Genomic DNA, 13,331 nt, shown 5'->3' on the forward strand with positions numbered 1-13,331 from the left:
GCGCGTTCGCCGCATCGACGAAACACACGAACGAAACACACGAATTCAGGAAACACCGCGATGAAACACGACAGCAACGTGACCTCCACCCTCGGCCATCTGATCGACGGCAAGCGCGTCGACGGCGGCGAGCGCGTCCAGCCGGTGTTCGATCCGGCGACGGGCACATCGACGACGAGCGTGCGGCTTGCCGACAAGCCCACGGTCGAGGCGGCGATCGCGGCCGCGCAGGCCGCGTACCCGGCGTGGCGCAACACGCCGCCGCTCAAGCGCGCGCGCGTGATGAGCCGCTTCAAGACGCTGCTCGAGGCGCACGCGGACGAGCTGTGCGCGCTGATCACGGCCGAGCACGGCAAGGTGCTCGCCGACGCGATGGGCGAGCTTCAGCGCGGCATCGAGAACGTCGAGTACGCGAGCTACGCGCCGGAGCTGCTCAAGGGCGAGCACAGCAAGAACGTCGGCCCGGCGATCGATTCGTGGAGCGAGTTCCAGGCGCTCGGCGTCGTCGCGGGCATCACGCCGTTCAACTTCCCGATCATGGTGCCGCTGTGGATGTGGCCGATGGCGGTCGCGTGCGGCAACACGTTCGTGCTGAAGCCGTCGGAGCGCACGCCGTCGTCGACGCTGCGCATGGCCGAGCTCGCGCTCGAGGCCGGCCTGCCGCCGGGCGTGCTGAACGTCGTGAACGGCGACAAGGAAGCCGTCGACACGATCCTGACCGACGCGCGCGTGAAGGCGGTGAGCTTCGTCGGCTCGACGCCGATCGCCGAAACCATCTACACGACGGGCTGCGCGCACGGCAAGCGCGTGCAGGCGTTGGGCGGCGCGAAGAACTTCGCGGTCGTGATGCCGGACGCCGACATCGGCAACGCGGTGAACGCGCTGATGGGCGCCGCGTACGGCTCGTGCGGCGAGCGTTGCATGGCGATTCCGCTCGTCGTCGCGATCGGCGACGAGACCGGCGACAAGGTGGTCGAGGGCCTCGCGGCCGAGATCGCGAAGATGAAGGTCGGCCCGGGCACGGGAGAAGGCGTCGACATGGGGCCGCTCGTCACGCGGCAGCACTTCGAGAAGGTGGCGGGCTTCGTCGAAGCCGGTGTCGAAGCGGGCGCATCGCTCGTCGTGGACGGCCGCGGCGTGAAGGTCGACGGCCACGACGGCGGCTACTACCTCGGCCCGTGCCTGTTCGATCACGTGAAGCCCGGCATGCCGATCTATCAGCACGAGATTTTCGGGCCGGTGCTCGGCGTCGTGCGCGTCGCGTCGCTGGCCGAAGCGATGGCGCTCGTCGACGCGCACGAGTACGGTAACGGCACGTGCCTGTTCACGCGCGACGGCGAAGCCGCGCGCTTCTTCAGCGACAACATACAGGTCGGGATGGTCGGCATCAACGTGCCGCTGCCCGTGCCCGTCGCGTATCACTCGTTCGGCGGCTGGAAGCGCTCACTGTTCGGCGATCTGCACGCGTACGGCCCGGACGCGGTGCGCTTCTACACGAAGCGCAAGACGATCACGCAGCGCTGGCCGTCGGCCGGCGTGCGCGAGGGGACGGTGTTCAGCTTCCCGTCGAGCCGCTGAGCAGCTTTGTAGTTGGCCCATCCAGGCCGTTCGGCGATGCGTTTCGTCGACGGCCTGTTCGAAGCCCGCGTAACGCGGGCTTTTTCTTTTGTGCTCGTGCTTGCGTGTGTGCGTGTGTGCGGAGTGCGGCTTGCCGCTTGCGCGGGCGTACGCGCGCGATACGCATCGTTTCCGGTTGGACCACGGCGCGCCGCGCGCGACGGCCGACCGCGGCGGTCCTGCGCCGCATCGGGATGGCGCTGTAAGAATATGTAAGGAAATTGTATTGAATGGATCGTGCGTGGTATCTCTTTCCGGCGTCGCGCGCCGGCCACGGCACGCGCGCGACGTGCCCAGATCCATTGCAACAGAGAAGTGAGAAGTCGATGCCGATGATGTCGTATACGAAGCCAACCAATCTTTCGGACAAGTCCTTCACGGTCACGCTCGCGCTGCGCGCCGCATGCGCCGCCGCCGTCGCGGCGCTCGCCGCCTGCGCGACGCAGCCGGGCTCGACTCCAGCGGCGGGCGCCGCGGATGCGAAGGGCGCGGTCGCAAGGCAGTCGCAGCAATCGCAGCAGCCGCGGCAATCCGCTGCGTCCGCCGCGTCGGACGCAGCCGCGCCGAGTTTCGCGTGGCCGGTGCGCGGCCCGATCCTGAAGAATCCCGACGATGCGAAGCATCCCGGCATCAACATCGGCGGCGCCGCAGGCGAGCCGGTGAAGGCCGCGGCGGACGGCGTCGTCGCTTATGCGGGCGACAGCCTGCGCGGCTACGGCAGCTTCGTGATCGTCAAGCACGACGACGTGTATCTCAGCGCCTACGCGCACAATCGCAAGCTGATGGTCAAGGAGGGCGACAAGGTCGCGAAGGGCCAGACGATCGCGGAGATGGGCGACAGCGACGCGGATCGCGTGATGCTGCATTTCGAGATTCGACGCAAGGGCGTGCCGGTCAATCCGTTGACGTATCTGCCGGCTCCGTGAGCGCGTGGAGGGCTGGCCGGGCCGCGTCGGCGGCGCGCAGACGCTGATGCGCGCGCTTGCGTGCGATGCGATGTTCGGGTTGCGGTTGCGATCGCCGGCGCGATCGCTGCCGGCGCTGCCGGCGCATCGGCAGCCGTGACGCGAGCGGTTCGTCGTCTCGTGTCGACGCACTTCACTCGTGTCGCTCAAGAGTGCGGCTCAAGCGCGAAGCACGCGCGAATCGAGCGCCGCGAAGCATGCGCCGCGAGCCTCGGCCGCACGGTGTTTGCGAGGCGCGCGCACGGCTTCGCGGGCCGGAATAGTTGCAGGAACGCGCAAGTATCGAGGTGTTTGCTGACGAGTTCGTCCTCTGCGATCGCGATGCGTAGGCGGCCCGCGCGGCGAGTGCGTGCCGATCGTGCAATCCGTCGGCGCATCGCGCGCTGACGCAACGTACGCACCGCGCTCGATCGGCTCGCGCTCAAGCGGCCGCTGCAAACGACGTCGCGGCGGTTGACGCGATGCGCGCGAAGCGCCACGCTGCAATGCTCGTGCTCGTGCTCGTGCTCGTGCTCGTGCTCGTGCTCGTGCTCGTGCTCGTGCTCGTGCCCGTATCCGCGCTCGCGCTCGCGCCCGCGCGCCGAGCGCGGCGAGACGCCGTCACGTCCCGCCGCGCCGCCCGCGCGCCTATTCCTTCACCGCGTGCCAGACGTCCTTGAAGCCGTCGCCTTTCTTGTCGCCCTTCGCGGCATCCTTTGCGAAGAAATAGAGCGGCTTGCCCTGGTAGGCCCATTGCAGCGTGCCGTCGTCGCGCTTGATGATCGTGTAGCCGCCCGTCGGCTGATCGGTCGCGCTCGCCTTGTACGGCGGCCAGTTCGCCGAGCATGGGCCGCTGCACATGCTCTTGCCCGAGTTCGGGGTGTCCTTGTCGAACGTGTAGAGCGTCATGCCGTTGGCGGCGACCAGCATGCCGCCGCTCGGCATCGCGGGCGCATCGGCGAGCGCGGCGCTCGAAGCGAATCCGAGCGCGAGCGCGCATGCGACAAAAGCGGTTCTCATGTGTGTCTCCTTGTTCCGGCGGGCGCGGGGGCCATTCGAACGACGTGAGCGATTGATGCGAGCGCCGTGGCGTTGTTCTCGCACCGCTGCGGTGTCGCATCCGTTTCGCACCCTTTCAAAACATAGGCGGTTTTGCGCACGGAGGAAAGGCGATCGTCGACGGCGAATTCGATGCATCGCCGGCCGCTTTGCCGCTTCACCGCCGCTTCACCGCCGCTTCACCGCCGCCTCACGGCGGTTTCATCGCGGCGTCACCGCGGCGCGTCGTGCCCGAGCGCCTGCAGGAACAGCGAGAACAGCTCCGGCTGCGACGAAATCCCGAGCTTCGAATACAAGTGCCGCCGATGCACCTTGACGGTCTCGGGCGAGATCGCGAGCCGCTCGGCGATCGCCTTCGACGAGTTGCCGCGCAGCACGAGCCGCGCGATCGCCATCTCGCGCTCGGTCAACAGTTCCTCGCCGAAGCTCGCGAGCGCCCGCTCGACGCGTGCGGCGAGATCGTCGTTCGCGCCCGTGCGCGATGCGTCGCCTTGCAGCCGGCGATGCTGGCGGATCGCCGCGAAGAGCCACGGCGAGCATGCGGCGAGGCGGCCGAGCGCGCCGGTGTCGAAGCGCGCGTGCGCGCCGAGCGACAGCGACAGCATCTCGTCCGGCCGCGTGCGCACGATGATCTGCAATTCGTCCTCGCCGACCGCGTCGCGAAAATAACTGAGGAAATACTCGCTTTGCCGGAACAGGTCGGGCGCGACTTCCTCGAGCCGATAACAGCCGTCCGCGAGGCCGTCGTGCGCGGCCTGCAGGAACGGATCGAGCAGATAGAGCCCGTCGAGATACAGCGGCACGGGCGACGGCCCGCTCGCGCCGCCCGTGTCGTATTCGTCGAGCACGACGGGCACGCCGTCGCGGCCGAGCGCGGTCGCGAGCGCGTTGTCGAACGGCACCATCTCGTTGAGAAACAGAATCAGAAAGCGCCAGAAGCGCGGCTCGCCGAGGTGATCGAGCGCGCGTCCGAACGCTTGATGCATCGCTACTTCGCTGAACAGTCGATCCATGTGCGCCCCGATTTGGCGTAACCCCAAGGGGGAATGGCGGCGTGCAATTTGGCTTCCTAGACTGCGCGCCATGCGTTGCCCGAGTATGGGCGTTCAAAAAACCTGCGGCAAAGGAGAGCAAGATGGCGATGATATCGGAGTCCTCGAGCACGGCGGCCGCCGCGCCGGCCGAAACGCACGCACGGGACACGCTCGTGCGCTCGCTCGGCGTGCGCGACGTCGTGATGATCACCGTGTCGGGCGTGACGCCCGCGAGCTCGATCTTCGTGATCGCGCCGTTCGCGATCCAGCAGGCGGGCAGCGGCGCGGTGATGTCGTTCGTGCTCGGCGGGCTGCTCGCGTTCGCGTTCGCGCTTTGCTACGCAGAACTGAGCGCCGCGCATCGCAGCGCGGGCGGCGAGTACGTGATGGTCAAGCGCGTGTTCGGCGCGCTGCCCGGCTATCTGACCTTCGTCGCGGTGCTCGCCGTGAACGTGTTCATTCCGGCCGTGCTCGCGAGCGGCGCCGCGCCTTACCTGAATGCCGCGCTCGGCACGCAGTTCGGCAATCAGTCGGTCGCGCTCGCGATCGTGCTCGCGAGCTATGCGCTAGGCATCCTGAACATTCGCACGAACGCGTGGATCACCGGCGCGTTTCTCGTGATCGAGATCCTCGTGCTCGCGCTGATCGCGTATCTCGGCTTTTCCGAACCGCATCGCCCGGCGCTCGCGCTCGTCAATCCGGTCGTCGTGAGCGGAGCCGCGCTCGTGCCCGCGACGCTCGCCGCGATCATGCCGGCCGTCGGCACCGCGATCTTCTGCTACAACGGCTTCGGCGCGGCCGTGTTTCTCGCCGAAGATCTCGAAGGCGGCAACCGCGACATCGCGAAGGCCGTGATCTGCTCGCTCGCGGTGATCCTCGTCGTCGAGCTCGTGCCGCTCACCGCGATCGTGCTCGGCGCGCCGTCGTTCGTCGAGCTCGCGAAAAGCGCCGATCCGATCGGCTACGTCGTGCGCGCGCTCAGCAATTCGGGCGTGTCGCGCGTCGTGAGCGGCGGCATTTTCCTGTCGGTGTTCAACGCGATCATCGCGATCGTCATCATGGTCGGGCGCTTCCTGTACAGCAGCGGGCGCCATGCATTGTGGTCGCGCACCTGCAACGGCGCGTTCACGCGCATCCATCCGCGCCTCGAGTCGCCGTGGATCGCGACGCTCACGCTCGCGGTGCCTTCGACGCTGCTCGTGTTCGTGTCGAGCCTCGACGAGCTGACCGCGTTCACGGTCGATCTGCTGCTGCTCATCTATCTCGCCGTCGGCATCGCGGCGCTTGCGAGCCGCGTGACGCGGCGCGACGTCGATCATCATTACCGGATGCCGTGGTGGCCGCTGCCGCCCGTCGTCGCGATCGCCGGAGCGGGGTATACGCTCTATACGACGATCGCCGCCGCGACCAAGCCGACCGACCTGTACATCATCGCCGGGCTCGCCGTCGTATCGCTCGCGACTTATGCACTCTGGGCGCGCCGCAGCGCGGCGTTCCGCGAACTCTGAACCACGAACCGAAAGAGAGGACCATCAGCATGCGCACACGAGATCTGGGCATTCGCATCGGCCGCGGCAAGCCGGGGCGCTTCAACGCGATCACCGACGTCGCGGGCGTGCGGGTCGGGCATCGCACGGTGCACGTCGACGCGGGCGACGCGTCGGCGCATACCGGCGTGACGGTGATCGAGCCGCGCGCCGGCCGCGCGCGCGACGAGCCGTGCTTCGCGGGCGTTCACGTGCTGAACGGCAATGGCGACGCGACCGGGCTCGAATGGATTCGCGAGGCGGGGCTTTTGACGACGCCGATCGCGTACACGAACACGCACAGCGTCGGCATCGTGCGCGATGCGCTGATCGCGGCCGAGCGCGCGCAGGGCGGCGCGCGCGATCGCGAGCACGTGTACTGGTGCATGCCGGTCGTGATGGAGACGTTCGACGGACTCCTGAACGACATCTGGGGCCAGCACGTGCGCGTCGGGCATGTCGCGCAGGCGCTGGCCACCGCGCGTTCGGGCGCGGTCGAAGAGGGCTGCGTCGGCGGCGGCACCGGCATGATCTGCCACGAGTTCAAGGGCGGCATCGGCACCGCGTCGCGTGTCGTCGCCGACACGGCGGGCGGCTGGACGGTCGGCGCGCTCGTGCAGGCGAACTACGGGCAGCGCGCGGCGCTGCGCGTCGCGGGCTATCCGGTCGGCGAAGTGCTGCACGAGATTCATTCGCCGTTCCGCGCGCCGGGCGCGGCGGGCGAGCCCGGCATGGGCTCGATCGTCGTGACGCTCGCGACCGACGCGCCGCTGCTGCCGCATCAATGCACGCGGCTCGCGCAGCGCGCGAGCGTCGGGCTCGCACGCGTCGGCGGCGGCACCGACAACTCGAGCGGCGACATCTTCGTCGCGTTCGCGACCGGCAACGCCGGCCTGCCGATCGCGAGCTACGGCCGACCGGGGCCGACGACGGTCGGCGTGCGGATGGTCGCCGACGAGCACATCTCGGCGCTGTTCGATGCGGCGGCGGAAGCGGTCGAGGAGGCGATCGTCAACGCGCTCGTCGCGGCGACCGATCTATCGGCGCGCGGCGTGCAGGTCGAGGCGCTCGGCGCCGCGCGGCTCGTCGACGCGCTGCGCGAGGCCGGCTGGCGGCCGCGCGCGGGCGACGCTCAGCGATAGCCGTGGCAGCGTTTCAAGCCCGCGTAGTCGTAGAAGCGGCTGCCGGGCGCGATCCGCGCGTCGTCGCACGCGGGCTGGAAATCGGTTTCGCGCTCGTTGTACAGCATCTTCACGATGAGCCGTGATCCGTTGCGATACACGTCCCACTGCAGGTTCGCGGCCATCGGCGACACCGTCTCGCCGCGCCACGGGTTGCTCGCATACGTGTAGGTTTGCGCCTGCGGCACGGGGGCGAACACGTTCCCGAGCTTCAGGATCGACGCGAACGGGATCACGACCTCGGCGTGCGTGAAGCGCAGCTTCGCCGCGTTCGTCAGGTCGCCGCGTGCGATCGCGTCGATCTCGCCGAAGAAATCGTCGACGAGCGCCTGCGCCATCCGGTACGTGACGGGATTCGCTTCGGCGACGCCTGGGCCTTTCCCGTAGAAATCCTCGGCGTCCTGAAGATACGCGAGGTGCTCGGCCTGCGGCGCGGCGATGTAGCGCTCCATCGCGACGCCGCCTGTTTCGGCCGTCATCGCGGGCGCGACCTGCAGCAGGTTGTACAGCACGTTCGCGGCGTCGGCGGCCGATTTGATCTTCGTCTTGCCGTCGCCCTTCACCGTGTTGGCGAATTTGCCGTCCGCCGACGCGAACGCGTAAGCGCCCGTGTTCGAGAACGTGTAGCCCGCGGTGCCGAGCTTCGCGACGAACTCGGGCGCGACGAGCCCGGCGAGCACCGCTTGCGCGACCTGCGCCGTTTGCGGCGATTGCACGATCGCGTCGAGTTTCGCGGCGGCGACGGGATCGCCTCCGTAGGCCTGATACGCGAGGCTGTCGCGATAGGTCGCGTAATACGGATCGGCCGTCGACGCGACGAGATCGGTGGCGGGCTTCAGTGCATGGAAGTAAAGCAGGAAGCGATTGACGCCCGCGGCTTGCGCAACCGGCGCGCCTTCCGGATAGCCGGCGGGCGCGGGCGGCAGCGTGATCGCCGGCGCGAGCGCGGGGCGTGCGGCCACGAGCGCGCCGGAAAAGAACGTCGCGCTGTCGACCGCGCGATCCTGGCCGGAACTCACGACGACGATCTTGCGCGCCGCGTTGCCCGCCGCCGCGCCGGCAGCCGAGTCGAACAGCGCGGGCAGCCGCGTGAGCAGCCGCGCGGCGAGCTGCCGGTGCTCGCGGATGCCGACCTGCGTGAGATTGCCGTAGCCGGGCGTCGAGATGCCCGCGACGCCATAGCCGAGCAGCGCGTTCGCCCTCATCATCGCGAACGTGTCGGCCTTCAACTGCCGGCCGAGCGGCGTGAGCGCGCCGTCGGCGTCCGCCTTCTGCAGCATGTCGTAAATCGCGCCGTCGTACTTGAAACCGGACAGCCCGCGCGAGCCGTGGCGCGCGACCATCTCGGTATAGACGGGCGCGTAGCCCGCGGGAGGCGCTTCGTACGTCGAAGCGTCCTGCTGTGGACGATAAGGCGTCTTCGTCTGATAGTAGGTGGGCGCGGCGGGCGCGGGAGAGGGCGCCGGCGCTTCGGGCGCCGGATTCGGCTGCGCGGCGGGCGGCGTGCCGTTGTCGTTCACGTCGCCGGCGCCGCAAGCGGCAAGCGCGGCGCACAGCAGGGTCGGGGCGAGGAGGCGGGCGAGGCGGCGTTTCATCGAAACGGAGGAGCGAGGAAGAATCGGCTGGAAGGCACCGCCGCTCGTCGGAGTGTTGCGCGTGCGGTGAGTCGAGCGCGCAGTCTCGCAAATGAATTTGACAGCTTGAAGTCATGAAACGGAAAGCTCGTGTCGAGCTTTCCGTTCGGTCCCGAGCGCGGCGCGCACGACGCTTAGCTGCCGAAGTAGATGTTGCAGAAGCTGACCGGGCCGACGCATGCGTTCGGTTCCTGGCCGTCTTGATGAGCGGCGGGGACGCGGCCGGCGGCTTGCACGGCCTCGGTGCGGTTCGCCGGTTGCCGGCCCGCGTCGGCGGCGGCGGGTTGCGCATGAGCGGCGGCCATGACGGCGGACAGCGACAGCGCGACGACGGCGATTTGCAGCGACTTCATTTGATTTTCTCCTTGAGGGTTTCCGTCTTGCTCGACGGTGATGAAACTATATGACCCGAATCGGATTGAATTAATCGCCGGGCGTGGGGAGCTTCTTTCCATTTCGCACAACGATCGTTTCGCGTGTCAGCCGCGCGAGCCGCGTCTTGCGCGCACGCGTTCACGGGCGCGCGAGCCGCGATTGAAAGGCGCGTCCCCGTCGATCAGCGCGCTGCGGATGAAGTGCAGGCAACTGACGATGCGCTGCATCTGACGACGCTCGGCGGGCACCGCGGACCACAGGTGCTGCGTGTGCCGGACCGCACGGATCGCGAGATTGACGGACTTCAGCGCACGCGCGAGCCGATGCGCGTCGGGTGTCTCGAAAAGCCGTGGCAGCGCATCGCGCACCGCGTCGATCAACGCGCGCCAGCGCAGCGCCTGTGCGGGCTGCGCGGCCGTGAACGCCTGCATCTCGCGGCGCAAGTCGATCACCGCATGGCCCACTTCGAGCGTCGCGAGCATCCAGCGCAGCGCGTCGCGATGCCGTCGCGAGCGCTTCGTGAGCAGGTTGCGCAGTTGCGACATCAGATCGTGCGAGCTCGACTGGAAGCGCTGCTCGAGGCCCGACAGCGGGCCGTCGCACGCGAGCGTGATCTGGCGGCGCAGATCGCGCGCGATTCTGCCGGTGAGCCAGGGCATCTCGGCGGGGAACACCACCGCGAACGCGATCGATGCGGAGAGCATCGACACGACGAGCGCGAGGCCGTTGTTGATCAGCGCATCGGGTGCATAGACGATCACGTTGTCCGGCCCCGCGAGCAGGCAGAAGAACACGACGAAGCCGATCCCGTAGCCGGACTTGCCGGGGCGCGTCGCGAGATACGCGCCCGCCGCGAGCGCGGGGGCGAGCGCCGCGCACAGGAGCGGGAAGCCGTCGATACGCGGATACACGTAGCAGACGTACAGATAGCCGGTGAGCGTCGCGAGCGCCGCGCCCGCGGCCATTTGCGCGACGAAGCGGCTCGCGCGCGGCGCGGTCGAGCTGAGCGCGCACGCGATCGCCGTGCCGATCACCGCGAGAGCACCGCTCGACCATTCGGACGCGATCCAGAACGCGCTCATCGCGCCCATCGCGACGAGCGTGCGCAGGAACGTGAAGCCGACGAAGTAGCGGTTCGTCTTCACCGCGTAGCGCGTGACCGAGCGCTCGAGCACGTGGCTGTCGAGCGCGAGCGACGCGTGCGTTTCAGCGTAGCCGAGGAATTCGTCGACGAAGCGGTAGAGCAGCTCGATCGCGGTGTCGAAGTCGAGCGCGCCGGCCGGGGCGAGCGTCTCGACCGCGCGGCGCGACGCGCGCGCGCGTTTCGGCAGCGCGGCGAGGTACGCGCTCAGCTCGACGAGCGCGGGCGATGGTGACAGTGAAGGTGAAGGCGACTGCGACTGCGTCGCGCGCCGTTGTGCAGAGTCGCCGCGCAGCGCGGACAGCGCGGCCGACAGCGCGTCGACATGCGGACCGATCGCCGCGAGCACTTCCCCCGCGTGACTCGCGCGCAACCGCTTGAACAACTGATGGAACGCATGAAGCCGCGCGCACGCGTTCATGAATTCGCTGTTCAGCCGCGCGAGCCGCCGGCTGCGCGCACGGATGTGCGGGTCCTCGAACGACGCGAACGCGCGCGTGGCCTCGAAGCCGACGATGCCGTCGACGAAGTCGGCGAAGCGCCGCTCGAAATCGCCGCGCTCGACCGCGCCGGCGAGCGTGCTCGCGGCGAACGCGACGAAAGCGGCGTGCCGCGCATTCAGCGTGCGCATCAGCGCGTCGCTCGAGCTGAGCGGAAACACGAGCGCGCTGACGGCGCCGGAGCAGAAGATGCCGACCGCGACTTCGGCCGCGCGCGTGAGCGCCGACAGGAACAGCGTGTTCGGCGCCATCACCGCGGGCAGGCCGATCAGCGCGGCCGTGTAGCCGGCGAGCACGTAGCCGTACCAGCGAAAGTGCCGGTTGCGCACGGCGGCCGCGATGCAGCCCGCGACCCACAGCGTGATGCCCGCCATGTACAGCTCCGGCTGCTGCGCGAACAGGCCGCCCAACGCGAGCGCGGCCACGAGCCCGACGCCCGTGCCGACCACCCGATAGAAGCTCTTCGCGAGCACCATCCCGCTCATCGGTTGCATCAGCACGAACACGGTCGTCATCGCGATTCTCGGCTGCGACAGGTCGAGCAGCATCGCGATGCCCATTGCGGCGAGCGCGGCCGCGATCGTCTTCGCGAGATGCAGCCAGACGAGGCCGTCGCGGCCCGCCCAGTCGCGCGCGAGCCTGGCGACGCTGCGCAGCCGCTCCTGCCATCGTTGCGGATCGATGAGGAATCGCTGTAGCGCGGGCTCGTGCTTCATGGCTGGTGCTGGTGGCGGTGCTGGTGGCGGGCGCGAATCGGGGCCTCCGGCCTCGCGCGACGACGCCAGTCCGACCGGAGAGGCGCCGATTGTAGGAGCCGCGCGCACGCGCATTAACGCAACCGCAGGGAAACCATAGTTGCCGTGGCGGCAACAATGCGCAGGTTCCGCTGGAGGACAATATCGGCTCTACGACAGGTTTCGAACGGGAATGGATACGCTACAGAACATGCGGGTGTTCGCCCGCGTGGTGGAAGCGGGCAGCTTCACGGCGGCCGCTCAATCGCTGAATTCGACGACGGGCGCGATGTCGCGCGCGGTGTCCGAGCTCGAGGCGCGGCTGCGCACGCGGCTGATGAACCGCTCGACCCGGCGCCTTGCGCTCACGCCCGCGGGCGAGCGCTATCTGCTGCGATGCCGGCAGATCCTCGCGGACGTCGATCAGGCGGAGGAGGAAGCGAGCTGCGCGCACGAGCGTCCGGCGGGCGTGCTGCGGATGCACAGCTTCGCGAGCATCGGCCAGCATTACGTATTGCCTGCGCTCACCGCGTATCGCAGTCAGCATCCGGACGTGTCGATCGAGCTCACGCTGTCGCAGCGGATGCCCGATCTGTTCGACGGCTCGAGCGACATGGCGGTCGTGACCGCGTCGTCGCTGCCCGATTCCGAGCTCGTGTCGCATCTGCTCGGCTCGACGTTCAGCATCCTGTGCGCGACGCCCGCGTATTTGCGTGCGCACGGCGCGCCGCGCACGCCGCGCGATCTCGCGCGGCACGCGTGCCTCACGCTGCGCACGCCCGCGTTTCCGACGCACGAATGGCTGCTCGAAGGGCCGAACGGCACCGAGGAGATCAAGGTCGACGGCCCAGTGCAGACCAATACCGCCGAGTCGCTCGCGGTCGCGATCCGCGCGGGCATCGGCATCGGCATGCTGCCGCTTTATGCGGCGATCGAAGACCTGCGCTGCGGCAAACTCGTGCGCGTGCTGCCCGCGCACCGGCTGCAGAAGATGAACGTCTATGCGCTCTATCCGTCGCGCCGCTTCATCGACGCGAAAGTGCGGACCTGGGTCGATGCGCTGCGCTTTCACATGCCGAAGATGATCGCGCGCGACGAAGCGATGCTGTCGGCGATCGGCGCGGAGGCGTCCGATGCGACGCAAAGCGCGATCGCCGCGTCGCTCGAAGTCGGGCTCGAAGCGGCGCACGCGCTCAGTCACTGAGTGAGTCACTGAGCGAATCCTCCGATATCGACGCGATGCGCGGCCGCGCTCGACGGGCGGCCGCGCGTTGCGTGTCGCGCCTTGTTTTCTTCGGGCGTCGCGGGTGTCGGGCAGCGGAGATTGCACGGCGTGGCGGCTTTCATCGAGATGATGCACACGTTCGCGGGGGCGCCGCGCTTCGCTTCGGCCACGCGCGGCCAAACAAACAAGGGGACGGCGCGCGGATCGAGCGGCTGCGCGACGGAAATGCCGCGAAATGGCCGCTGAATAAATAGAGAAACGGCTGAACAGCAAGACAGCAAGACAGCAAGACAGCAAGACAGCAAGACAGCAAGACAGCAAGACAGCAAGACAGCAAGACAGCAAGACAGCAAGACAGCAA

11 protein-coding genes and 1 pseudogene are annotated in these 13,331 nt (G+C 68.5%); 6 read left to right on the forward strand and 6 right to left on the reverse strand.

The genetic code is table 11. The annotated features are described in order from the left end of the window. Positions 1 to 60 precede the first annotated feature (60 nt). The 3 genes and pseudogenes from X946_RS12195 to X946_RS12210 all read left to right on the forward strand — a co-directional run bounded on the left by X946_RS12195 (position 61) and on the right by X946_RS12210 (position 3,241). On the forward strand, positions 61 to 1,578 hold the full coding sequence (locus tag X946_RS12195) for a CoA-acylating methylmalonate-semialdehyde dehydrogenase (protein WP_038747714.1): 1,518 nt from the start codon (positions 61 to 63) through the stop codon (positions 1,576 to 1,578). Between the two features lie 602 nt (positions 1,579 to 2,180). Next, positions 2,181 to 2,543, forward strand: a pseudogene (locus tag X946_RS36185) (murein hydrolase activator EnvC family protein); the annotation flags it as partial. Positions 2,544 to 3,043: 500 nt separating this feature from the next. Continuing rightward, entirely contained in the window at positions 3,044 to 3,241 is a 198-nt protein-coding gene (locus X946_RS12210; RefSeq protein ID WP_038747718.1) for a hypothetical protein, read from the forward strand. On the opposite strand, the gene X946_RS12215 is transcribed toward X946_RS12210, so the two are convergent. After that, a complete protein-coding gene (locus X946_RS12215; RefSeq protein ID WP_038747721.1) occupies positions 3,210 to 3,581 on the reverse strand; it encodes a COG4315 family predicted lipoprotein in 372 nt (123 codons plus the stop codon). The two genes, X946_RS12210 and X946_RS12215, sit on opposite strands and share 32 nt — an antisense overlap. 251 nt (positions 3,582 to 3,832) lie before the next feature. Continuing rightward, positions 3,833 to 4,633 (reverse strand): helix-turn-helix transcriptional regulator, encoded by an 801-nt coding sequence (locus X946_RS12220; RefSeq protein WP_038747724.1) that lies wholly within the window; start codon positions 4,631 to 4,633, stop codon positions 3,833 to 3,835. 122 nt (positions 4,634 to 4,755) lie between these two features. Here X946_RS12220 and X946_RS12225 point away from each other — a divergent pair, with 122 nt between their 5' ends. Both X946_RS12225 and X946_RS12230 read left to right on the forward strand, forming a co-directional pair. Next, entirely contained in the window at positions 4,756 to 6,162 is a 1,407-nt protein-coding gene (locus tag X946_RS12225) for an APC family permease (protein WP_038747727.1), read from the forward strand. Between the two features lie 29 nt (positions 6,163 to 6,191). Next, positions 6,192 to 7,322, forward strand: a complete 1,131-nt coding sequence (locus X946_RS12230) for a DmpA family aminopeptidase (protein WP_038747730.1) — start codon at positions 6,192 to 6,194, stop codon at positions 7,320 to 7,322. On the opposite strand, the gene X946_RS12235 is transcribed toward X946_RS12230, so the two are convergent. The 3 genes from X946_RS12235 to X946_RS12245 all read right to left on the reverse strand — a co-directional run bounded on the left by X946_RS12235 (position 7,313) and on the right by X946_RS12245 (position 11,727). Then, a complete protein-coding gene (locus X946_RS12235) occupies positions 7,313 to 8,956 on the reverse strand; it encodes a histidine-type phosphatase (RefSeq protein ID WP_038747733.1) in 1,644 nt (547 codons plus the stop codon). The two genes, X946_RS12230 and X946_RS12235, sit on opposite strands and share 10 nt — an antisense overlap. A 173-nt stretch (positions 8,957 to 9,129) precedes the next feature. Beyond that, positions 9,130 to 9,348: a hypothetical protein gene (locus X946_RS12240; RefSeq protein WP_038747735.1), complete on the reverse strand. Its 219-nt coding sequence runs from the start codon at positions 9,346 to 9,348 to the stop codon at positions 9,130 to 9,132. A 126-nt stretch (positions 9,349 to 9,474) separates the two neighbouring features. After that, positions 9,475 to 11,727 carry an FUSC family protein gene (locus X946_RS12245; RefSeq protein ID WP_038747738.1) on the reverse strand — a complete coding sequence of 751 codons (2,253 nt, stop codon included), beginning with the start codon at positions 11,725 to 11,727 and terminating at the stop codon, positions 9,475 to 9,477. A 211-nt stretch (positions 11,728 to 11,938) separates the two neighbouring features. On the opposite strand from X946_RS12245, the gene X946_RS12250 reads away from it, so the two are divergent. Further along, positions 11,939 to 12,949, forward strand: a complete 1,011-nt coding sequence (locus X946_RS12250; protein WP_038747741.1) for a LysR family transcriptional regulator — start codon at positions 11,939 to 11,941, stop codon at positions 12,947 to 12,949. A gap of 5 nt (positions 12,950 to 12,954) precedes the next feature. On the opposite strand, the gene X946_RS36190 is transcribed toward X946_RS12250, so the two are convergent. After that, positions 12,955 to 13,331, reverse strand: a 377-nt coding sequence (locus X946_RS36190) for a hypothetical protein (protein WP_235364021.1), incomplete at its 5' end; no start/stop codon positions are given.

The sequence above is a fragment of the Burkholderia sp. ABCPW 111 genome (assembly GCF_000773065.1).
GTDB classification, from domain to species: Bacteria; Pseudomonadota; Gammaproteobacteria; order Burkholderiales; family Burkholderiaceae; genus Burkholderia; species Burkholderia savannae.

Bases quoted from the DNA above. Each gene is read 5' to 3' on its own strand.
- X946_RS12195 (WP_038747714.1), top strand. From the start codon at position 61: ATGAAACACGACAGCAACGTGACCTCCACCCTCGGCCATCTGATCGAC.
- X946_RS12210 (WP_038747718.1), top strand. From the start codon at position 3,044: ATGCGCGCGAAGCGCCACGCTGCAATGCTCGTGCTCGTGCTCGTGCTC.
- X946_RS12215 (WP_038747721.1), bottom strand. From the start codon at position 3,581: ATGAGAACCGCTTTTGTCGCATGCGCGCTCGCGCTCGGATTCGCTTCG.
- X946_RS12220 (WP_038747724.1), bottom strand. From the start codon at position 4,633: ATGGATCGACTGTTCAGCGAAGTAGCGATGCATCAAGCGTTCGGACGC.
- X946_RS12225 (WP_038747727.1), top strand. From the start codon at position 4,756: ATGGCGATGATATCGGAGTCCTCGAGCACGGCGGCCGCCGCGCCGGCC.
- X946_RS12230 (WP_038747730.1), top strand. From the start codon at position 6,192: ATGCGCACACGAGATCTGGGCATTCGCATCGGCCGCGGCAAGCCGGGG.
- X946_RS12235 (WP_038747733.1), bottom strand. From the start codon at position 8,956: ATGAAACGCCGCCTCGCCCGCCTCCTCGCCCCGACCCTGCTGTGCGCC.
- X946_RS12240 (WP_038747735.1), bottom strand. From the start codon at position 9,348: ATGAAGTCGCTGCAAATCGCCGTCGTCGCGCTGTCGCTGTCCGCCGTC.
- X946_RS12245 (WP_038747738.1), bottom strand. From the start codon at position 11,727: ATGAAGCACGAGCCCGCGCTACAGCGATTCCTCATCGATCCGCAACGA.
- X946_RS12250 (WP_038747741.1), top strand. From the start codon at position 11,939: ATGGATACGCTACAGAACATGCGGGTGTTCGCCCGCGTGGTGGAAGCG.